Here is a 20,798-nt window from a genome sequence, read left to right as displayed (position 1 = left end):
CATGGCCGGGCCGCAGGGTCGTCCGGGTCGGGCTTCGGCCATGGGTTGATCACCCGCCTGTGTACGGCAGTAGGGTTTCGCCCGTGGCACCACGACCCTTGCATGAAATCGTCGAAGCAGGCTGGGCGAAGGCCCTGGAACCCGTCGCCGGACGGATCGCCGGGATGGGCGACTTCCTGCGCACGGAGATCGCCGCGGGACGCACCTACCTCCCGGCCGGACCCAACGTCCTGCGGGCCTTCCAGCAATCCTTCGACGACGTACGGGTCCTGATCGTCGGTCAGGACCCGTATCCGACCCCGGGACACGCGGTGGGCCTGTCGTTCTCGGTCGCGCCCGAGGTACGCCCGCTGCCGCCCAGCCTGATCAACATCTTCCGCGAGCTGAACAGCGACCTGGGACTGCCCCAGCCGGCCAACGGCGACCTCACGCCGTGGACCCAGCAGGGCGTCCTGCTGCTCAACAGGGCGCTGACCACGGCTCCGCGCAGCCCGGGCGCCCACCGCGGCAAGGGCTGGGAGGAGGTCACCGAGCAGGCGATCCGGGCCCTGGCGGCGCGCGGCAAGCCGCTGGTGTCCATCCTGTGGGGCCGGGACGCCCGCAATCTGCGTCCGCTGCTGGGCAGCCTGCCGGCGGTGGAGTCCGCGCACCCCTCGCCGATGTCGGCCGACCGCGGTTTCTTCGGCTCGCGTCCGTTCAGCCGAGCCAACGACCTGCTGATCCAGCAGGGCGGCCAGCCCGTGGACTGGCGTCTGCCGTGACCATCCCCGGTTATCTGGCGGTGGACTCGGGAGGCTCGGGTCTGCGGGTCGCCGTCGGTGTGCCGGGCCGGGCGCCCACCGCACGGCGGGAGTCACGGGAACCGGTCCGCACGGGTGCGCGGGGCATCGATCCCGCCCATCTGATGGCCCAACTCGTCCCGCTGGCCCGTGCGTCCGCCGCCGAGGCCGGTGTGGCGGAGCTGGGCACCGCGGTCGTCGGCGCCGCCGGATTCGCCTCCCTGGGCGACGCCCTGCGTGCCGAACTGCCGGGCGCACTCGCCCGCGAACTGGGCGTACGGCGCGTGGCGCTCGCCGCCGACGCCGTCACCGCGTACGTCGGCGCCCTGGGGCCGTGTCCGGGCGCGGTGCTCGCCGCGGGCACCGGCCTGATCGCGGTCGGCACCGATCTGAAGGCGTGGCGGCGGGCCGACGGCTGGGGTCATCTGCTCGGTGACTGCGGCAGCGGCGCCTGGATCGGACGGGCCGGTCTGGAGGCGGCGCTACGCGCCCACGACGGCCGGGACGGCGGCTCGGCAGCGCTGCTGGCCTCGGCGGAAGAGCAGTTCGGCCCCGTGGGTGGTCTGCCGGGGCAGCTCTACCCCCGCTCCGACCGGCCCGCCGTACTGGCCTCCTTCGCGCCCCGGGTGGCCGCGTGCGCCGCGCACGACCAGGTCGCCGAGGGCATCCTGCACACCGCGGCCCGGCACATGGCCGAGTCCGCCGCGGCCGTCTGCCCGGCCGACGGGGCGCCCCGAGTGGCGCTCACCGGCGGCCTGTTCCGCCTGGGCGACCCCCTCCTCGTGCCGCTGGGCGAGGAGCTGGCGGCTCGGCTGCCGCACGCGGTGCAGGTGCCGGCCGAGGGCGATCCCCTGCACGGCTCGGTACGGATCGCGAGCGACCTGGCGGCCGGCTCGTTCACCCTGCCGGGTGAACCGACCATGCTTCACGTGGTCCCCGCGGCGAGCGAATGAGACACCCGCAAAAGCGGATAGTTCCCCCTTGTGGCCCCTTTGTCAGCCCATGTTCCCGGCACATGACCACAACACGTGTCGCGGTCGCGTAACTCATCAGACAAATCCGGACGGATACCGCTCACCTGCACCCTCCCCGAACGGAGTAACCCGCAAAGCCAGTAACATGCGGCGCCATGAGCTCCCCCACTGGACCCGAGTCCGGCCTGCCAGTACGAATGCCGCGACCCCGCCAGCCCGGACGGCACCGCCGACCGGAACCGCTGGTGGCTCCCGAGGGCGCGCCCGCGCTCGCCCTCGCGGTGCCCGGTGCGCCCAGCGCCGCCGCGCGCGGCCTCGCCGAGGAGGTCGTGAGCATCGCCCGCTCCGAGCTGCCCGGCCTGGACGTCCGGATCGGGTACCTGGACGGGGACGACGCCGAGTTCCCCTCGCTCCGGTCCGTGCTGGTGCGCGCGGCCGAGGAGCGCACGGCCCGCTACGAGCAGGCCGTCGCCGCCGGGGTCGAAGGGGTCAAGGAGCCCGACGGCCCGGTCGCCGTCGTCGTCCCGCTGCTGGCCGGTCCGGACAGCGCCCTGCTGCGCCAGATCCGCCAGTCCGTGATGGACAGCCGGGTCGCCGCCGATCTGACCGATGCCCTCGGCCCCCACCCGCTGCTCGCCGAGGCGCTGCACGTGCGGCTGTCCGAGGCGAGCCTGGCCCGTGCCGACCGTGCGCGCCTGTTCACGGTGGCCACCGCCGCCGACGGCATCATCCTGGCCTCCGTGGGCGGCGAGGAGGCCGTACAGGCGGCCGGGATCACCGGCATGCTGCTCGCCGCGCGCCTGGCGGTACCGGTGATGGCGGCGGCGCTGGACCAGGAGGGCTCGATCGCCTCCGTCGCCGAGCAGCTGCGTGCCTCGGGCTCGCAGCAGCTGGCCCTGGCGCCGTATCTGATCGGCCCGGAGATCGACCCGGCGCTGCTGGCGGCGGCCGCCCAGGAGGCGGGCTGCGCCACGGCCGAGGCGCTCGGCGCCTACCCGGCGATCGGCAAGCTCGCCCTCGCCAAGTACACGACGGCACTGGGCATCGCCCCGCAGCAGCCGCAGGGCATGCCCGTCCGCTGACCCACGCCGGCACCCCAGGCACCCGTACGACACAGGGCCCGCTCCACACCCCGGAGCGGGCCCTTCGCCCTTCGTACGCCCTTTGTGCGCCCTTCGTGCGGAGCACTCAGCCGAAGACGACACACGAGGCCGCAGGGACCGGCACGGAGCCGTCGTAGCGGGGCAGTCCTGTCGCCTCGTCCACGGTGAACCAGGTCACGTCGCCGGAGCGCTCGTTGGCCACGTACAGGTAGCCGTCGTGCTCGGCGAGCGCGCGCGGCCAGTTTCCCCCGCAGGTCACCGCGCCGATGAGCCGGAGTCCGTCGCCGACGACGGCGAGGACCGACAGGATGTCCTCGCCGCGGGTGGCGGTCCACACGAAGCGGCCGTCGGGCGAGACCACGATCCCGGACGGATAGGCGTCGCCGGCCGGCGCGCCCGGCAGCACAGGGACCTCCGTCAGCGGCTTCAGGAAGGCGCCGGCGGCGTCCCAGCGGCAGACGGTCACCGTCGGGGTGAGTTCGTTGACGACGTAGGCGTGCTCGCCGTCGGGGTGGAAGGCCAGGTGGCGGGGGCCGGAGCCGGGACGCAGGGCGATCTCGCGGTGCAGGACGGGGACACCGTCCGCGAGGGAGCACACCCGTACCGAGTCGGTGCCGAGATCGACACTGACGGCCCACCGGCCGCTCGGGTCGGGCTGCACCTGGTGGGCGTGCGGGCCGCGCTGGCGCCGGTCGTGCGGGCCGGAGCCGGTGTGCTGGAGCCGTCCGGAGGGCTTGGCGGCGAGCGTGCCGTCCGGGCGCAGGGGTACGGCGGTGACGCTGCCGCAGCCGTAGTTGGCGGTCAGCACATGCCCGGCGTACAGGCCGAGGTGGGTCGGGCCGCTGCCGTCCACGGGCACGGGCGGACCGGCGAGCTCGGGGTGGTCACCGGCGACGCGGTAGGCGGCGACGGCGCCCGCGGCCGTCTCGCTGACGGCGTAGAGCATGCCGCCGTCCGGGGCCAGGGCGAGATACGAGGGGTCGGGGACGTCGTCCGCGGCGGCGCGCAGGGTGAGGGCGCCGTCCGGCGCGACCTCCGCGGACACCAGACCGGGTCCGCCCGCCGCCGTGAACGAGCCGATGAAGGCCCGGCGCCTGCCCGGCGCGTCGTCCAGTGCCACCGCTGTCCCCTCTCGGTCGAGGCCGTCCGGGCCCGACGGTAGCAGCCGATCAACAGCGGTCTAGACCAAGAGGGGGGTGTGGAGGGGCGGTTCTTTCCCACACACCCTCCCGCCCCGGCACCGCGGCCCCGGCACCGCCCCGCGTTCTCCAACCCGGTGCGCAAGGTGTTCTACAACCTCACGATCACCGGCCTGTCCATCGCCGTCGCCTTCTTCGTCGGCACGATCGAGCTGGTCGGCGTCCTGCACGACAAGCTCGGCCTCGACGACGACGTCACCGGCTGGATCTCGGGCCTGGACCTGGACAACGTCGGCTACGTCATCGTCGGTCTGTTCGTGGTCGTCTGGGCCGTGGCCATCGCCTACTGGCGCCTGGCCAAGGTCGAGGAGCGCTGGAGCACCCGTACCGCGGACACCGGCGACGGCACAGTGGCCGTCGCCGTGACCCCGGCCTGATCAGTTGTGCTCGAAGTGGCTGGGCCTGCCGTCGCGTTGGATCAGCCGGCCCAGTCGAGCCGCCGTCGCTCGGGGCATGAGCGTCCAGGTGCCGTCGGCGCGGTGGAGTGCGGCGGAGTGCCAGGGGGTGGTCCAGGCGTCGGGGGCGTCAAGGAGGCGGATGCCGAATTTCGGCGCGCCGACGGGTTGCGGGTGGATCGAGAGGCGTACGGCGTGGGTGTGGTGCTCGGCGATCAGGTCGCCCCAGGCACGGCTGCGCTGGATGACGCCGTAGGCGCGTTGCCGGCATGCGCGTTGGAGGGCGGAGCGGGTGCCGGTCCAGTCGGCGGTGTCCTCGACGAGGAAGCGCGTGATGCCCCGGTAGAGGGCGAGGGTCTGGTCATCGGTACGGGCCTCGGCACGCAGAGCGTCCAGCGTGGGGGCGTGGCGGTCGTGGACGTGGGCGCGTTTCGTGTCGTGCGGGAGGTCGCCGAGGATGTCGCGGAGGTCGAAGACGGACAGTCTGTCCAGGCCCAGTCGGGCTATCTGTATTCGAAGGTCGTCGGCGTACGCGTCGATGTGGTGGTCGGGGACGTGGATGAGGTCGCCGAAGACGTGGCCGTCGGAGCAGATGATCACGCGCGCGCCGGGCGGATAGATCCGCTCGATCTCGGTGCACAGGGTGTTCAGGAACGTCAGGGAGAGGCGTTCGCCCTGGTCGGGGAGGTGGCCGAGGACCTTGGCCGGGTTGGGGGACTTGCAGGGGAAGGCGGGCAGGGTGAAGACGATGGGCGCGCCCTCGCGTACGAAGTCGGCGATGCGGCGCAGCTGATGGGGGAATGCTTCCGCAGGGACGGGAACGGGAGCGGGATCGGTCGTGCGGTGATGCGGCAGGAGCAGGTTGAGGATCTCGGTGCCGATGCGGGTGGGGAGGGCGTCTGACGCAGTCGTCAGGGGCATGTCGTTCCTCCTGCAGTACGAGGGCATGTCGATATGGCGCCGTGGCGGGAATGCACGCCAGGCGCCAGTGGTCAGCGGGTTTGGGTCAGCCGAGACCGGTCCGGCCGGTGTGGCCGGACACGGTCAGCGTTACGTCGGTGTCAGAGGCGTCGGTCGTAGCCGACGGGCAGGCTGTTGGTGCCGCGACCGAGGACGGCGGGGATCCACTCGATGTCCTCGGCCTTGATGGCGAGATGCAGGCCGGGCAGCCGGGTGAGCAGGGCGCCCAGGGCGATCTGGAGTTCGGCGCGGGCGAGGGCGGCGCCGGGGCAGAAGTGGATGCCGTGGCCGAAGGCGAGGTGGGGGTTGGGGGTGCGGTCGAGGTCGAGGGTGTCGGGGTCGGGGAAGCGGCGCGGGTCGCGGTTGGCGGCGCACAGGGACACGATCACGGAGTCGCCGGCCGGTACCTCGGTGCCGTGCAGGTCGCTGTCCTTGTCGAAGAAGCGCCAGGTGGTCAGTTCGAAGGCACTGTCGTAACGGAGGAGTTCCTCGACCGCGCGCGGCAGCAGGTCCGGTTCGTCGCGGAGCCGGGCCAGTTGGTCCGGGTTGCGGAAGAGGGCGATCAGGGCCGTGGTGATCTGGTTGGTGACCGGTTCCTGGCCGGCGACGAGGAGCTGGAAGATCATGGAGTCCAGCTCTTCCTGGGACAGTTCACGGCGGTCGCGTGCCACGACCAGGCGGCTGAGCAGGTCGTCGTCCCAGTGTTCGCGCTTGTGGGCAACGACGTCGGCGATGTAGCTCTGCAGGCCGTGCAGACGCGCCTCGTACAGCGGGCGTCCGGGGTCGGTGGGGCCGACCGGCTGGACGACCTTGCCCCAGTCGCGGTCGAAGTGGGCCGCCAAATCCTGTGGAAGCCCGATGACTTCGGCGAGGACCTGGAAGGGGAAGTGGGCGGCGAAGCCGGTGACGAGGTCGGCGGGGCCGGTTTCGGGCAGGGCGTCGATCAGGGCGTCCGCCAGTTCCTGGAAGCGGGGGCGCAGGCTCTCGATCCGGCGTGGGGTGAAGGCGTCGGTGACGAAGCGGCGCATGCGCGTGTGCTTGGGCGGGTCCTGGTGGAGGAGGTGGACCTGGAGCTGGGAGTGCTGGGGCTCGGGCATGATCGAGGCGCGGGCGCGCCAGCGGTCGTTGCCGCGGTCGTGGTTCTTGCCCAGGCGGTCGTCGTTCAGCGCGGCGTGGGCGGCGTCGTAGCCGGTGACGAGCCAGGCTTGCACTCCGCTGGGGAAGAGGACGCGGTGGACCGGGCCGGCCTCGCGCATCTGCTCGTACAGGGGGTAGGGGTCGGCCTTGTAGGGGCAGCCCATCAGCGGGACCGGGTCGGGCAGGACGTCCGGATCGGTGCCGGGCATCGGTTCCTGGAGGGTCATGCGGAGGCTCCTCAGAGGGCGAGTTCGGGGCGGTGGTGGTCCAGCCACAGGGCAAGGTCGACGACGCGTTCCAGGCGCAGGCGGTGGCCCCACTCCAGTCGGTCGGACGGGGTGTCGAGGCAGGGCTTGATCCGGGTCTCGTCGGCCAGCGCCCGGACCTGTTCGATGGCCAGCGCGTCGCGGGCCATGTCCTGCAGGCCGCGGTTGTAGTCGGGGTGGTGGGTCGCCGGGTAGTGGTTCTTGGGCCGGTACAGCACCGAGTCCGGGGCAAGGCCGGTGCCGACGGCACGCAACAGGCTCTTCTCGCGGCCGTCGAAGCTCTTCAGTGCCCAGGGCGTGGAGAAGGCGTACTCGACGAGCCGGTGGTCGCAGTACGGGACGCGCACCTCCAGTCCCTGGGCCATGCTCAGCCGGTCCTTGCGGTGGAGGAGTTGGCGCAGCCAGCGGGTGAGGGATAGGTACTGCATCTCGCGTTGCCGGTGTTCGGCGGGGCTCTCGCCGTCGAGGTGCGGTACGGCGGCCAGCGCGCTGCGGTAGGTGTCGTCGCGGAACTCGCCGATGCGCAGGTCCAGTTCGGGATTAAGCGGCATTGCGGCCTCGTCGCCCGTCACCAGCAGCCAGGGGAAGGTCTCGGCCGCCAGAGCCTTCGGATTGTGGAACCAGGGGTAGCCGCCGAAGACCTCGTCGGCCGCCTCGCCGGACAAGGCGACGGTGGAGTGCTGCCGTATCTCGCCGAAGAGCAGGTACAGAGAGGTGTCCATGTCGCCCACCCCGATCGGCGAGTCACGCGCCACGACGACCGCCTTGCGGTGCTCGGGGTCGAGCAGGGCTCGCGGGTCGAGGACGACGGTGCTGTGGTCGGTGCCGATGAAGGCGCCGGCCTCGGTGGCGAACGGGGTGTCGTGGCCGGTGCGCAGGACGTCGCCCGTGAATTGTTCGGCCTGGTCGCTGTAGTCGACGGCGTAGGAGCGGATCCTCGCCTCCGTCCCCTCTCGCAGTCGTAGTTCGTCGGCGAGCAGCGCGGTCAGGACGGTGGAGTCGATGCCGCCGGAGAGCAGGCTGCACAGGGGGACGTCGGCCTCCAGTTGGCTGCGGGCCGCCGCGCCGACCAGCGTACGGATCCGCTCCACCGTCATTTCCTGATCGTCGGCGTGGTCCCTGGCCTCGAGCTGCCAGTAGCGGCGTTCGCGGATGCCGTCCCGGTCAAGGACCAGCAGGCCCCCGGGTTCGACCTCCCGGACCCCGGACCACACGGTCGGCCCGGTGTTGAACAGCAGGCTGTACGCCTCCCGCAGCCCGTCGGCGTCCACGCGGGGCTGGATCTCGGGGTGGGCGAACAGGGCCTTGGGTTCGGAGGCGAAGGCGAGGCCGCCGTCGACGGCGGCCCAGAACAGCGGCTTCACGCCGAGCCGGTCACGCACCAGCAGCAGCCGTTGCGCCCGCTCGTCCCAGACGGCGAAGGCGAACATGCCCTCCAGGTGCTCGGCCACCGCCTCGCCCCATTCGGCGTAGGCCCGCAGGACCACCTCGGTGTCGCTGCGCGTGCGGAACACATGGCCCCGGCCACGCAGCTCGGCCCGGAGTGCGTGGTGGTTGTAGACCTCGCCGCTGTAGGTGAGCACGATGTCCGGCTGCTCGGGGCGATCGGGCATCGGCTGTACGCCGCCTTCGAGGTCGATGACGGCCAGGCGGCGATGGCCGATCGCTGCGCGTTCGCCGAGCCAGATCCCTCCGGCGTCGGGGCCGCGGGGCGTGAGGGTGGCGGTCATGGCCTCGATGACCGGGGCTTGGGTGCGGGCGTCGTGGTGGAAGGACGCCCAGCCGGTGATTCCGCACATACGGGTGACTCCTTGGCTCAGGGACGGGCGGCGGAAGCCGCGTCGGTGGTCTTCTCCGGCACAGCGGCCGGGCGTCGGGCGGGCAGTGCCAGCAGAGGTACGGCGAGGCAAGCGGCGGTGGCGGCCACGACGAGTCCGGCGTGCACGCCGTTGGCAGCTCCGGCAAGGCCCCAGGCGGCGGTGGCCAGGGCTGGGCCCAGGGTGAAACCGAGGCTGCGGGCGAGCTGGACGGTCGAGCCGACGGTCGCGGTCCGCTCCGGCGGGGCGGCACCCATGACCAGGGCCTGGGTCGGGCCGCCGTTCAGCCCCATGCCGATGCCGGCCAACGCCAGCCGCCAGGCGACGTCCAGCGGTGACCAGTCGCCGCCCAGCGGAACGAGGAGGAGCAGGCCGGCGGCGGTGAGCGCGGCGCCGGTGACCGCTGTCGGGCGGGCGCCGATGGGGGTCCCCCCGCTCGAGCGGAGCCGAGAGTGGGGGAGGTCGGCGAGGCGTCCGCCGAGTGGTCCGGCCAAGCCCATGCCGAGCGGGAAGGCGAGCACGGTGAGCCCGGTGGTCGTGGCGCTGACGCCGTCGTCGCGTTGGAGATGCAGGGCGACGACGTAGTGCATGGCGGCGAAGCCGGCCGCGAGCGCCAGTACCGCCCCGTGTGCCCGGAACAGCCCCGAGACACCCAGCACGCCGGTCACCGGACGGCCGCCCGGACCACGCAGCCACCACCACAGCGGCGGGGCTGCTGCGAGCGCGAGTACCAGCCACGCCGGACGGTCCGAGGCCAGGGTCAGCGCCAGCAGCAGCGCCGCCACACCGGCGGCCACCAGGAGGGCGTCTGCTGCCGAGCGCCGGTCGGGCCGGCGCAGGGCGCCGTCCGGCGGCATCGCGCGCCAGGCCACCACCAGGGCGAGGACACAGAAGGGGATCTTGACGAGGAAGACGGAGTGCCAGCCCAGATGGTCCAGGAGCAGCCCGCCCACGGCCGGCCCGGTCACCGCCCCCAGCGGGCCCAGGGTCGCGGGCACGCTCATCGCCCGCCCTCGCTTTTCGGGCCGTACGGAGCGGAGCGCGAGGACCGGCATCAGCACGAACAGCACTGCCCCGAACGCGCCCTGCGCAATGCGGGCGGCGATCAGCCAGGCAGCCCAGGGAGCGGCGGCCGCCAGCGCGCTGCACAGGGCGAAGCCGGCGGTCGCGGCGAGTACGGCGGAGCGCATCCCCACGCCGTCCAGCCAGCGGCCGACGGGCAACAGCAGTGCGACGACGGAAAGCTGGTATCCGAGCACGGCCCACTGGGCGGTCGCTGCAGAGACGTGTAGGCCATCGGCGATGTCCGCGAGAGCCACGTTGACGATGTTCATGTCGAGCATCGCCACGAACGAGAGCATGCCCGCCACGGCCACCAGCAGCCAGCGGTCCTCGCCGGCAGAGCCGTCGGGTATGTGCCCGGGCTGTTCCGATCCGGGTCTGTGGTCTGTCACCTTTCCGCCCCTCACCTTCGTGGGCGGGCTGCCGGAAGGCAGCCTCGTCCCACATGTCGGGAGGGATCGCACGTGAGTTCCCGGACCTGTCCCAAAAAATGTGGCGGGAAGGCTGGAAGTAGCCCCGTCGGCCAGTTGAGCCCCCCGAGGACCATCGGAATCAGCTTGCTCACGGCGGAACTTCAGGCTCCGCTCATCCGACTACTGAGGTGACGGCGACAGCCTGAACCTCCGCGTTCGCGCGAACGTACGTCACGCCAAACCCCCCATCAGCTTCCAGGAGTTGCGCCATGGCCCAGAAGCAGTACAACGTCACCGGAATGAGCTGCGAGCACTGCGCGGCGAGCATCAGGGAAGAGGTCTCCGAGGTACCCGGGGTGAGCGAGATCGTGGTCGACCTCTCCGCCAACGCCGTCACCGTGCACGGCACGGACCTCGACGACGAACGGCTGCGCGCCGCGATCGTCGAGGCCGGTTACGGCGTCGCGGACTCGGTGGCCGCCTGACCGGACCCGCAGAGCAGGAAGGACGGCACCACCCCCGCCGTCCTTCCCCGCCGTGTTCACGCGCCGGTGTGCGTCTCCACTGCCACAGCCGGCTCCGCGTCGGCGGGTGCCCGGTGGTCGAAGGCGATCAGCGGGTCGCCGGTGAGGGGATGGTCGACCACGGCCGCCCGCACCCCGAACACCTCCGCCAGCAGGGCGGGCGTGAGGACCTCGCGGGGCGGGCCGGAGGCGACGACCGATCCGGTGTGCAGGACGTGGAGGCGGTCGCAGACGGAGGCGGCGACGTTGAGATCGTGCAGCGACACCAGGGTCGTACGGCGCTGGGCGCGGAGCAAGGCGAGCAGTTCGACCTGGTGGCGGATGTCGAGGTGGTTGGTCGGCTCGTCGAGGACCAGGACGTCGGGGTCCTGGGCGAAGGCGCGGGCCAGCAGGACGCGTTGGCGTTCCCCGCCGGACAGGGCTGTGAACCGGCGACCCGCCTGTTCGTCCATGCCGACGTCGGCCAAGGCGCGGGCGACGATGTCCCGGTCGCCGGCGTCCTCACCGGCGAAGGCTCGCTTGTAGGGGGTCCGGCCCATGGCGACGACCTCACGCACGCTCAGCTCGAAGTCGCTGCCCCGCTCCTGCGGGAGGGCCGCCACGTGTCGCGCCGAGCGGACCGGGCTCAGCTCGCGCAGGTCGGTGCCGGCCAGCAGTACCCGACCGGCGGTGGGCTTCAGGTGCCGGTAGACGGTGCGCAGGAGCGTGGACTTGCCGCTGCCGTTCGGCCCGACCAGGCCGGTGATCTGGCCCTCGGCGGCGATGAGGTGGGCGCCCGCGACGACCGTACGGCCGGCGTAGGCGACGTGCAGGTCCTCGATGTCGATCCTCAACTACCGCTCCCCAGACGCCGGTCCAGCAGATACAGCAGGGCCGGGGCCCCGAGCAGCGAAGTGACCACGCCCACCGGCAGCTCCTGCGCGTCCATGGCCGTACGGCAGACGACGTCGACCACCACCAGCAGCACCGCGCCGAACAGGGCGGAGACCGGAAGCAGGCGCCGGTGGTCACCGCCGACGACCAGGCGGCAGACGTGCGGCACCATCAGGGCGACGAAGGCGATCGCGCCGGAGACCGCGACCAGGACGCCGGTCAGCACGCTGGTGACGGTGAACAGTTCGCGGCGCAGACGGGTGACGTCGATGCCGAGGCCAGCCGCCGTCTCGTCGCCCATCAGCAAGGCGTTCAGTGCGCGGGCGCGCGCCTGCAGCCAGAGCAGGGTGGCGGGTACGGCGACGGCGGGGACCGCGAGCAGCTGCCAGGTCGCTCCGCTGAGGCTGCCCATGAGCCAGAACAGCACGCTGTGGGTCTGCTGCTCGTCCCCGGCCTGCAACACCAGGTAGCTGGTGAAGCCGGACAGGAACTGACCGATCGCCACTCCGGCGAGCACCAGGCGCAGCGGCGCGAATCCGCCGCCGCGCCGGGCCACCGCCCACACCAGCGCGAAGGTGGCCAGCGCACCGGCGAAGGCCGCGCCGGACAGGCCAAGGCCCAGTGCCCCTCCCGCGCTGGCGCCCAGCACGATCGCGGCGACCGCGCCCAGGGAGGCTCCGTTGGAGATGCCCAGCAGGTAGGGGTCGGCCAGCGGGTTGCGCACCAGCGCCTGTACGGCCGTACCGACGACACCGAGCCCGGCGCCGACCAGAGCGGCGAGCAGGGCGCGCGGAACGCGCAGCTGCCAGACGATCAGGTCGTCCGTGCCGGGCCGCGGCGCCGCACCGGACAGTCTTCGCCCCACCACGCCCCACACCTCGCCGGGCGGGATGGATGTCGAACCCCAGGACACGGCCGCCGTCAGCGCGGCCAGCAGCGCCACCGCGAGGACCAGCGCCAGTGGTCCTGCGCGCAGACCGCGTCCTTCCGAAGCCGTGGCTTTCCGGCGCACCGGCGTGAAGACCATGGTCAGCCGACCCTGCCCGGGTAGAGGGCCTTGGCGATCTCCTCGACCGTGCCGGCGTTCTCCACTCCCGCGATGGTCGTCCGTTCCGACCCGATGCGCAGGAGGTGGCCTTCCTGGACCGCCTTGAGGCCCTTGGTCGCCGGATTGGACCTCAACCACTGCTCGGCCTCGTCGAACGCCTTCTTGTTCGCCGCCTCGCTGCCCCGGTTGCGGATCCCGAGCTGGATCCAGTCGGGGTTCTTGGCGATCACGTCCTCCCAGCCGACCTGCTTGTAGTCGCCGTCGCAGTCGGCGAAGACGTTGCGGGCCCCGGCCAGGGTGATCACCGCGTTGGCGACCTGGCGGTTGCAGGTGACGGAGGGCTGCTTGGTGCCGGCGTCGTAGTCGAAGAAGAAGTACGTCGGCCGGTTCTTCTCCGCCGTGCCTCCGACCGCCTTCTGGACGGCGCCGATCTTCTCCTTCATCCCGGCGACGAGTTCCTTCGCCCGTGCGCCGGTTCCGGTGACCGCGCCGAGGGAGGTGATGTCGGCCTCCACCGCGGACAGGTCGGTCACGGGGGTCTTGCTCTGCGCCGCGCAGGCGGTGGACTTCAGGTAGATGTGCTTGATCCCGGCCGCCTCGAACTCCTCCGGCGTCGGCGCGTCCCCCATACCTCCGCCGCCCATGCTGCCCATGGAGGCGAAGGTGTCGATGTACAGGTCGGCGCCGGAGCCGAGCAGCTTCTCCTTGGGGATGACGCTCTGGCTGAGCACCTTCACCTTCTGCGCCTGCGCGTCGAGCGCGCCGGGCAGCGTGCCCTTGCCGGGCGGGAAGCCGGTGCCGATCACCTTGTCGCCGGCGCCGAGGCGCAGCAGCAGCTCCAGGCTGGAGGCGTTGCTGGTGACGATCTTCTTCGGAGCGGCGGAGAACGTGGTCTTGGCGCCCATGCAGTCGGTGACGGACACCGGGTGGGCGCCCGAGACGGTGTCCTCGGCCTTCCCCGCGCCCTCGCTCCCCGTGCTCTTCTCCCCGCCGCCGCAGCCCGCCGCCAGCAGGCCGCCGAGCACGACGGCCGCCGCAGAGCCCCACACTCGAGAACGCATCGAACAACTCCCGGATTCACTCGGTACACGGGCGAACCTCCGTCACCCGCTCCAGAAGTCGGAGCGAACGCCACGCGAGTTCCCGTGAGTTCCCGGAAAGTTGGCGACGCGAAGCAGGAGAACCGTTCTCAGATGCTGACGAGGGTGTCGGTGCCGGGGTTTTCCCGGTCGGCACCGGCACCCTCCCTGAGCATCAGGCCGCCGGCGCGACGGGCCTCTCCGCCTCGTCGAGCAGGTCCATCAGGGTCGCCCGGGCGCGGGCCACGCGGGAGCGGACCGTGCCGACCGGGCAGTCGCCGACCTCCGCGGCCTCCGCATAGGGCAGGCCGAGCAGCTGCGTGAGGACGAACGCCTCCCGCCGGTCATCGGGCAGCGAAGCCAGCAGATCCAGCAGGGCGACGCCGTCGTCGAAACCGGGCAGATCGCACGACTGAGCCAGCTCGATGGCTGCACACCAGTCCGGTACGTCGGACAGGCGCGGGCGGGCGGCGGCGTACCGGTAGCTGTCGATCACCGCGCGGCGGGCGATGGACAGCAGCCAGGACCGGGCCGAGGAACGCCCCTCGAACCGGTGCAGACTGCCGAGCGCCCGCAGGAACGTGTCCTGGGCCAGATCGTCCGCAGCCTGGGGATCGCCGCAAAGGTGGGCGACGTAGCGCTGAACGTCGCGGTGCAGGGCGCCCACGAACTGCTCGACCGCGTCCGCGTCACCGCTTCGGGCGGCCAGCGCCCATGCGGTGATCGATTCGTCGAGTGCTGCCGCTTTGTCGCTTTTGACGCGCGACGTGGGCAGGGCAGAGGTAATCACCTGGTGTCCTTCTAGGGTCAACCGTGATCCGAACCAGCGGCCGGCAAAAGCGCGCGGTCCGGTGAAGAGGGGAGACGGCCCTACGGCGCGGTGGCGCTACAGCGCCTGCGCGGTCGTACGGCCGCGGCCCGAGGCGCAGACGGGCGGCCTCGGGAAAACAGCTGTCCTCAGACGACAGCCGTCCCCACAGGCGGACCCCGAGAAGTGATCGCGTGGCTAAGAAGGAGCAGACGCGGCGCCCGGTCCGAGCGACGGCGCCGCAGGCGGACGCGCGGGCGGTCCGGGGTGAAGGGCGAAGCGAACAGGAGCCGCAGCGGCGCCGCCAGCCATCCGGCCACCGCCCGCAGGATCCGGAAGGCGGCCCTCTCGCCGTATGCCAGCCACAACCCGCACAGCAGCGCGGCAAGCAGGTGAGCGGCGAGCATGCCGAACGACGACGAGCCGCCGCCCATGGAGTGCCCCATGTGTCCCGCGTGGCCCATCTGACCCGCCTGGTCCATGTGACTCACGCCCATGTGCCCCATGGCCATGTGCCCCATGCCCATGGAGCCCATGCCCATGGAGCCCATGCCGCTCGCGTCCACGGGGGCCGAACCGTCGGATGCCGACTGCGCGTAGGAGAACGCCTCGTGCAGCCCGGCCTGGGCGGCGACCACGGCCGTCACGATCAACGGCAGCCCGCGCTCACGCCCCGCCAGACACCAGCCGACAGCACCGGTCACGGCCCCGCCCGCGGCCAGCGCCCACGCGGGCACGTCGGCGCCGGACATCAGGACGTGGCCCAGGGCGGCGAGCAGCACGCACATGGCCGCGAACACCGCGGCCCGTATCGTGCGAGCACACCACCCTGCTGTCATGGCGCCTCATCCTCGCATCCGGGCTTCGGCCGTCATGCGTGGGTACGGAAATCCACCGGGCACCACACTCAATACCCAGCCTGTGATCCAGACCACGACGCCACGCCGGAACTGACGAGGGTTCCTACCCGACATCTCTCTGGGAAGCACTTTCCGGCCGCGGATTTCCTGCACCAGCAAACCCGTCAAGGCCGAACTGCCCCCAGAGGCAGCTGTTCAGGAGACTCCGTCGCCGGAGCGGATCACCACCGCGATCGTCCTGACCGGCGCGCTGTGCTCGAAGTGCAGCGTGAACGGCACCAGGTCACCCGCCTGCCACCCCGCCCGCGCTCGCAGGGTCAGGTCCATGCCCTGCGGAGACATGGACAGCTCACCACCGGCAGGGACGGTCACCGAGTTCACGTCGGCCTTGTACGCGGCCCCACTGTCGGTGGTGCGGTGCCGGCTCAAGGTGATCTCTCCGCGCGTGTCGGTGGACGTCACCTTCACCAGCCGGTCGTCCGCGCCGCCGAGGTTGGAGACGTTGAAGAACGCCGCGGTCTCCGTCCTGCCGCCGTAAGGCAGGAACACCCGCCCGGACGTGACGGCGATCCGCGCCGGGCTGCCCGCCTTCCCGGCCCCGGCCCAGGTGGTCAGGCCGCCCAGGGCGAGACCGCACGCGGCCACGGGCACGGCCGCGGCGAGCAGTGTGTCGGTCAGCCGGCGGCGCGACGGCCGCCAGGGGTTCTGCTCGGTCATCGGGTACGCCTCCGGGCGGGCGTGGGCTGCCAGGCGCGCAGCCGCAGGCTGTTGCCGACCACCAGCAGCGAGCTGGCCGACATCACGGCCGCGGCGAGCATCGGGTTGAGCAGGCCGACCATGGCGAGCGGCACGGTCACGACGTTGTAGCCGAACGCCCAGAGGAGATTCACCCGGATCGTGCCCAGGGTGCGCCGGGCCAGCCGGACCGCGTCCGCGAGGGCCTCGATGTCGCCGCGCACCAGCGTCACGTCGGCCGCCCCGATGGCCACGTCGGTGCCGCTGCCCATGGCGATGCCGAGGTCGGCACCGGCGAGGGCGGCGGCGTCGTTGACACCGTCGCCGATCACCGCGACCCGGTAGCCCTGCTCCTGCAAGTCCCGTACGAGGTCGGCCTTGCCCTCGGGGGTGCAGCGGGCGCGCACCTCGTCGATGCCCAGGGCCGACGCCACGGCCTGCGCGGGCGCTTCCCGGTCACCTGTGGCGAGCACCGGGCGGACGCCGAGCCGCCGCAGGCGGTCCACGGCACGGTAGCTTCCGGGGCGTACGACGTCCCCGACCTCGATCAGGGCCTCGGCCACGCCGTCGACGCGGACCAGGACGGGTGTGTGGGCGGCGGCCTCGGCCCTGGACATGGCGTCCGCGAGGATCGTGGGCAAGTCATCGTCCGGTACGAGGACTTCGACCAGACGGCCTTCGACCCGTCCGCGCACCCCCTGCCCCGGTGTGGCGCCGAACTTGGTCATGTCCGGCGTCGGCTGTCCCTGCGCGGCCCGTCCGGCATACGCGGCGATGGCCCGGCCCAGCGGGTGCTCCGAGCCCCGCTCGACCGCGCCCGCCAGTCGCAACACCGCCTCCTTCCCGAGCCCGCCGGGCACAGCGGTCACCCGGGCGACGCTCATATGGCCGGACGTGAGGGTGCCGGTCTTGTCCAATACGACCGCGTCGATGTGCTGCAGCCCCTCCAGAGCCTGCGGTCCACTGACCAGAACGCCCAGCTGAGCGCCCCGGCCGGTCGCGGCCATCAGCGCGGTCGGGGTCGCCAGGCCGAGTGCGCAGGGACAGGCGACGACGAGGACCGCCACGCACGCGGTGACGGCCGCCTGCGGATCGGCTCCCGCACCGAGCCAGAAGCCGAGCGCGGTGACGGCCAGCGCCAGCACGACGGGTACGAAGACACCGGCCACCGAGTCGGCCAGCCGCTGCGCCCGCGCCTTGCCCGCCTGGGCCTCGGTGACCAGGCGGGTGATCCGGGCGAGCTGGGTGTCGGCGCCGACGGCGGTGGCCCGGACGAGCAACAGGCCGCCGGCGTTGACGGCCCCGCCGACCACGGCCGAACCCGTACCCACTTCAACCGGCTCGCTCTCCCCGGTGACCAGGGACAGGTCCACGGCCGAGGCGCCCTCCACGACCTCGCCGTCGGTGGCGACCCTCTCTCCGGGCCGTACGACGAAGACCTGTCCGGCACCCAACTGCTCGATGGGAACCAGCCGTTCGGTGCCGTCCTCGCGTACGGAGACTTCCTTGGCAGCGAGCTGGGCGAGCGACCTCAGCGCCGCCCCCGTCCCGCGCCGGGCACGCGCCTCCAGGAAACGGCCCGCCAAGACGAACAGCGGTACGCCCACAGCCGCTTCGAGGTAGATGTGCGCGGCGCCCTCCGAGGCCGAGGGCACGAGGGTGAACGGCATCCGCATCCCTGGCTCGCCGGCACCGCCGAGAAAGAGCGCGTACGCCGACCAGGAGAAAGAGGCCACCACCCCCAGCGACACCAGGGTGTCCATGGTCGCCGCCGAGTGCCGCAGCCCGCGCACCGCCCGTACATGGAACGGCCAGGCTCCCCACACCGCGACGGGCGCCGCGAGCATGAAGCACAGCCACTGCCAGTTCCGGAACTGAAGACCGGGCACCATCGACAGCACCAGCACCGGCAGCGCGAGCAGCGCGGTGATCACCAGCCGGTCGCGCTCCTGCCGGGCGCCCTCGCCCTCGGCGTCGTCCCCGCGCTTCTGCTTCTTGGGCGGCTCGGGCAGGGCAGCCGTATAGCCCGCCGTCTCGACGGCCGCGACGAGTTCCGCCGGACCGATCTCCGCCGGATGACTCACCCGGGCCCGCCCGGTGGCCAGATTGACGGTCGCTGTGACCCCGTCCAGCTTGCCGAGCTTCTTCTCGACCCGCCTCACGCAGGCCGCACAGGTCATACCGCCGACGGTCAGGTCGGTCGTGACGAGGGTGCCCACGGGTTCCGTTCCCATCAGTGGCCTCCCCCGTGCATGTCACCCATGTCGTCCGTGCCTCCGCCTGCACTGCCGTCGCCGCCAGGGCGTACGCCGGTGCCGTGCATACCCGGGGCGACGGGTCCGGCGGCGGAACCGACGGCGTACGACACCGCGAACATCAGCGCCAGCAGGAGAAGGAACCCGCACAGGGCAGGCGGTGGGACCAGCTTCCGCAGTACCGCACCCGCGTTGGAGGAGGATTGCCGGGATTCGTCCATCAACCGCGTCTCCGATCACGTCGTACGGCGCCGTTCGGATCGAGCCGTACCGCTTCAGGAGTCGGGCCACCGGACGCCAGAGTTCCGGAGCACACCCATGGCGCACATCACATAACGAACAACCGTGCTCTGGCGTCGCGCGTCGAAGGACGCGTGCCCTGCCGACGGTTTCCGGGTTCCGGCTGTCGGCAGGGCACCTGCGCTATTCGGCCCGGGATCCCGTGGAGCGGCCGCGCAGGACGGCGAACACAGCCGCTGCCAGGCCCAGCACGCCCACGACCAGCCCGCCGACGCCAAGGCCCCGGGCCGTCGAGTCGCTGCTCGAAGCGGTCGACTTGGCGCTCGCGGAGCTCTTCGAGTTCGCCGGCGAGCCGGTCGAGGTGCTGCCGCTCTCGTCCGCGCCCTTGGCGGTGAGCTCGAGCACGGGCGCCGGGTTCTCCGGCTCCTGGCCGCCCTGTGCCTCCTCGATCCAGCGGACGATCTTGCCGTCGGAGTACGTCTGCAGGGTCTTGAAGGTCAGCTGGTCGGTGTCGTCGGGCAGCTGCCCGAAGGCGACGTTGAAGTCCTCGTACTGACCCGGCGCGATCTTTCCGCCGCTGAAGGTGATCTCGGAGGCGGCGTCGGTGATGGTGCCGTCGTCGGTCTTGACGGGCGTCTTGAGCTTGGTGTTGGTGACCTGGGCGGTCCAGCCGTCCTGCGGGTGGACCAGCATGCCGAGGACGGGGTGGTCGGTGGGAAGGAAGACCTGGACCTTGGTGGTGGAGGCGTTGTCCTCCTCGTTGGGGACGCGGAAGGTCAGCACGCCGTCGGTGGCGCCCTTGGCGTAGCTGTCGGGGTGGACGGTGACGTGCGCCGAGGCCACGCCCGCGGCGGCGAGAAGTCCGGCGGCGGTCAGGGCCGTGACGGCGCCGGCGCGGCGCAGGATGGTGCGGGTCCTGGACATGAGGTGAGGGATCTCCGTACGGAAGAAGGGATGTCGGGTTCAGATCGCGTACGACAGCGCGTACGACATCCCGGGCGGCGGCCCTCGTCGGTGAACGGCGTACCTCAGCCGTGCCTGCCGCAACGCCCAGGGCTCACCGGCGGCCCGACGCACCTGCCCTGGCCCGGCCGGTGCGCTCCACGCCCCGCCGGCCACCTGCCACCAGGCGGCCAGCCCCGGCACGAACGCGACCGCCCACCGCAGCAGCGACCACAGTGCCACCTCACCGCGCCGCAGCCACCAGGTCAGCAGCAGGGCCGCCCCGGCATGCGCGGCGGTGGCGTGCGGTGTCAGTGCATGGGGCGCTTGGACCATCCGCATGCCGTGCATGACCATCGCGGCGTGATGGGGCTCGGCGGCGTGGAAACCCATGTGCAACCCGCCCTGGGCGGCCAGAGTCCCCCTGCCGATGGCGGCCAGCGACCGCTCACGCCCGCCCAGCAGACAGCCGACCGCGAAGACCGGCACGAACCCAGCGGCCTGCACCCACACCGGCGGCGCCATGCCCGTGGCCATGGCATGCCCTCCGGCAGCGAGCAGCACGCACAGCACGGCGAACACCGCCGCGCGCACGCTCCGCACCGCCAGGGACACACTCACGGCACCTGATGCTGCCACGCGCCCAAAGGATCTCTCCCCCGGCCCAGGCACACGCATCACCGACCACGGACTCATACCTGGTCGACCTGCCTCCTCCTTACTAGTCGGACACGAGTGCCGTTCAGTTCCCAGCCACCTTGGCGAAATCGAAGCACCGGCAGCACTCCAAGGAGCACGGGCGCACACCCGCCACCTCCGCGCCCCCTGCACACGACGGGGTCGCGCATCCGCCGCATCCGCGCCGGGTATCCCCGGGGCAGTCCCCCGCGGCCACCCACCGGTGCGTCCGTTCCATCAGTTCCGTCCGGACACCGGAGTGCCGCAAATCCCATGCCACGGAGGTGGATCAGCATGACCGACACGAGCGGGCTTGAACCCGTCGCCACGTTCTGCGGCGAGTGCGACTGCGGCTGTCCCCAGCTGTTCGTCGACCCGGCCGCCCCCACCGACCGCCGCATCGTCCTCACCGACGACTTCGGTCAGCAGGTCCAGATGAGTGCCGACCAGTTCTCCTCGATCGTCGCCGACGCCAAGGCAGGCAAGCTGGACGGCATCGCCTGACCGACCGCCGCAGGGCAACGCGAAGGCGGCCCGCACGGGCGACTCCCTGCTCCCGTCGCTGCACGACGCCGGGCCGCCCGACCCTCGCGACCGACCGGGTGTTCCACATCACACCAACGGCACGGAACTCACCGTTCCGATCGGCCG

The 20,798-nt window shown here is 72.0% G+C and carries 20 protein-coding genes and 1 pseudogene; 6 read left to right on the top strand and 15 right to left on the bottom strand.

Annotated features, from left to right (window positions below; genetic code table 11):
* Positions 1–83 precede the first annotated feature (83 nt).
* The 3 genes from ACWC0C_RS37465 to ACWC0C_RS37455 all read left to right on the top strand — a co-directional run bounded on the left by ACWC0C_RS37465 (position 84) and on the right by ACWC0C_RS37455 (position 2,835).
* Complete coding sequence (locus ACWC0C_RS37465) at positions 84–761, top strand: uracil-DNA glycosylase (protein WP_449199632.1); 678 nt, start codon at positions 84–86, stop codon at positions 759–761.
* Complete coding sequence (locus ACWC0C_RS37460; protein ID WP_450868791.1) at positions 758–1,732, top strand: N-acetylglucosamine kinase; 975 nt, start codon at positions 758–760, stop codon at positions 1,730–1,732. Before ACWC0C_RS37465 ends, ACWC0C_RS37460 begins: the two co-directional genes overlap by 4 nt.
* Positions 1,733–1,908: 176 nt before the next feature.
* On the top strand, positions 1,909–2,835 hold the full coding sequence (locus ACWC0C_RS37455) for a sirohydrochlorin chelatase (protein WP_449199630.1): 927 nt from the start codon (positions 1,909–1,911) through the stop codon (positions 2,833–2,835).
* 106 nt (positions 2,836–2,941) lie between these two features.
* Here the strand turns inward: ACWC0C_RS37455 and ACWC0C_RS37450 are convergent, their stop codons facing one another.
* On the bottom strand, positions 2,942–3,970 hold the full coding sequence (locus ACWC0C_RS37450) for a lactonase family protein (RefSeq protein ID WP_450868806.1): 1,029 nt from the start codon (positions 3,968–3,970) through the stop codon (positions 2,942–2,944).
* A 147-nt stretch (positions 3,971–4,117) separates the two neighbouring features.
* On the opposite strand from ACWC0C_RS37450, the pseudogene ACWC0C_RS37445 reads away from it, so the two are divergent.
* Positions 4,118–4,432 (top strand): annotated as a pseudogene (locus tag ACWC0C_RS37445) (HoxN/HupN/NixA family nickel/cobalt transporter); the annotation flags it as partial.
* Here the strand turns inward: ACWC0C_RS37445 and ACWC0C_RS37440 are convergent.
* The 4 genes from ACWC0C_RS37440 to ACWC0C_RS37425 form a co-directional block, all read right to left on the bottom strand.
* Positions 4,433–5,371: an L-tyrosine/L-tryptophan isonitrile synthase family protein gene (locus tag ACWC0C_RS37440; RefSeq protein ID WP_450868790.1), complete on the bottom strand. Its 939-nt coding sequence runs from the start codon at positions 5,369–5,371 to the stop codon at positions 4,433–4,435.
* Positions 5,372–5,511: 140 nt separating this feature from the next.
* Positions 5,512–6,774 carry a cytochrome P450 family protein gene (locus ACWC0C_RS37435; protein ID WP_450868788.1) on the bottom strand — a complete coding sequence of 421 codons (1,263 nt, stop codon included), beginning with the start codon at positions 6,772–6,774 and terminating at the stop codon, positions 5,512–5,514.
* Between the two features lie 11 nt (positions 6,775–6,785).
* Positions 6,786–8,612 (bottom strand): asparagine synthase (glutamine-hydrolyzing), encoded by a 1,827-nt coding sequence (gene asnB / locus ACWC0C_RS37430; protein WP_450868787.1) that lies wholly within the window; start codon positions 8,610–8,612, stop codon positions 6,786–6,788.
* A 17-nt stretch (positions 8,613–8,629) separates the two neighbouring features.
* Positions 8,630–10,084 carry an MFS transporter gene (locus ACWC0C_RS37425; protein ID WP_450868786.1) on the bottom strand — a complete coding sequence of 485 codons (1,455 nt, stop codon included), beginning with the start codon at positions 10,082–10,084 and terminating at the stop codon, positions 8,630–8,632.
* 290 nt (positions 10,085–10,374) lie between these two features.
* Between ACWC0C_RS37425 and ACWC0C_RS37420 the strand changes: the two genes are divergently transcribed.
* Positions 10,375–10,590, top strand: a complete 216-nt coding sequence (locus tag ACWC0C_RS37420; protein ID WP_450868785.1) for a heavy-metal-associated domain-containing protein — start codon at positions 10,375–10,377, stop codon at positions 10,588–10,590.
* 56 nt (positions 10,591–10,646) lie between these two features.
* On the opposite strand, the gene ACWC0C_RS37415 is transcribed toward ACWC0C_RS37420, so the two are convergent.
* From ACWC0C_RS37415 to ACWC0C_RS37370, 10 genes are all read right to left on the bottom strand, one after another.
* Positions 10,647–11,462: an ABC transporter ATP-binding protein gene (locus ACWC0C_RS37415; protein ID WP_450868783.1), complete on the bottom strand. Its 816-nt coding sequence runs from the start codon at positions 11,460–11,462 to the stop codon at positions 10,647–10,649.
* The gene (locus ACWC0C_RS37410) at positions 11,459–12,529 is read right to left on the bottom strand and encodes a FecCD family ABC transporter permease (RefSeq protein WP_450868782.1); all 1,071 of its coding nucleotides are present in this window, start codon (positions 12,527–12,529) and stop codon (positions 11,459–11,461) included. Before ACWC0C_RS37410 ends, ACWC0C_RS37415 begins: the two co-directional genes overlap by 4 nt.
* A 2-nt stretch (positions 12,530–12,531) precedes the next feature.
* Positions 12,532–13,611: an ABC transporter substrate-binding protein gene (locus ACWC0C_RS37405; RefSeq protein WP_450868781.1), complete on the bottom strand. Its 1,080-nt coding sequence runs from the start codon at positions 13,609–13,611 to the stop codon at positions 12,532–12,534.
* A 193-nt stretch (positions 13,612–13,804) separates the two neighbouring features.
* Positions 13,805–14,419 carry a sigma-70 family RNA polymerase sigma factor gene (locus ACWC0C_RS37400; protein ID WP_450868780.1) on the bottom strand — a complete coding sequence of 205 codons (615 nt, stop codon included), beginning with the start codon at positions 14,417–14,419 and terminating at the stop codon, positions 13,805–13,807.
* Positions 14,420–14,586: 167 nt separating this feature from the next.
* On the bottom strand, positions 14,587–15,276 hold the full coding sequence (locus tag ACWC0C_RS37395; RefSeq protein ID WP_450868778.1) for a hypothetical protein: 690 nt from the start codon (positions 15,274–15,276) through the stop codon (positions 14,587–14,589).
* A 216-nt stretch (positions 15,277–15,492) separates the two neighbouring features.
* The gene (locus tag ACWC0C_RS37390; protein ID WP_450868776.1) at positions 15,493–16,014 is read right to left on the bottom strand and encodes a copper chaperone PCu(A)C; all 522 of its coding nucleotides are present in this window, start codon (positions 16,012–16,014) and stop codon (positions 15,493–15,495) included.
* Positions 16,011–18,266: a heavy metal translocating P-type ATPase gene (locus ACWC0C_RS37385; protein ID WP_450868775.1), complete on the bottom strand. Its 2,256-nt coding sequence runs from the start codon at positions 18,264–18,266 to the stop codon at positions 16,011–16,013. Before ACWC0C_RS37385 ends, ACWC0C_RS37390 begins: the two co-directional genes overlap by 4 nt.
* Positions 18,266–18,508 carry a hypothetical protein gene (locus ACWC0C_RS37380; RefSeq protein ID WP_228617538.1) on the bottom strand — a complete coding sequence of 81 codons (243 nt, stop codon included), beginning with the start codon at positions 18,506–18,508 and terminating at the stop codon, positions 18,266–18,268. Before ACWC0C_RS37380 ends, ACWC0C_RS37385 begins: the two co-directional genes overlap by 1 nt.
* Positions 18,509–18,710: 202 nt before the next feature.
* Positions 18,711–19,451, bottom strand: a complete 741-nt coding sequence (locus ACWC0C_RS37375) for a YcnI family copper-binding membrane protein (protein WP_450868772.1) — start codon at positions 19,449–19,451, stop codon at positions 18,711–18,713.
* A gap of 39 nt (positions 19,452–19,490) precedes the next feature.
* Positions 19,491–20,090, bottom strand: a complete 600-nt coding sequence (locus ACWC0C_RS37370) for a hypothetical protein (protein ID WP_450868770.1) — start codon at positions 20,088–20,090, stop codon at positions 19,491–19,493.
* Positions 20,091–20,441: 351 nt separating this feature from the next.
* Here ACWC0C_RS37370 and ACWC0C_RS37365 point away from each other — a divergent pair, with 351 nt between their 5' ends.
* Positions 20,442–20,651, top strand: a complete 210-nt coding sequence (locus tag ACWC0C_RS37365; protein ID WP_228617533.1) for a hypothetical protein — start codon at positions 20,442–20,444, stop codon at positions 20,649–20,651.
* The last annotated feature ends 147 nt before the right edge of the window (positions 20,652–20,798 follow it).

Source organism: Streptomyces sp. NPDC001709, assembly GCF_053596375.1.
Note: the sequence above shows the minus strand (reverse complement) of the source record. Positions and strands in the feature narration are given on the sequence as shown.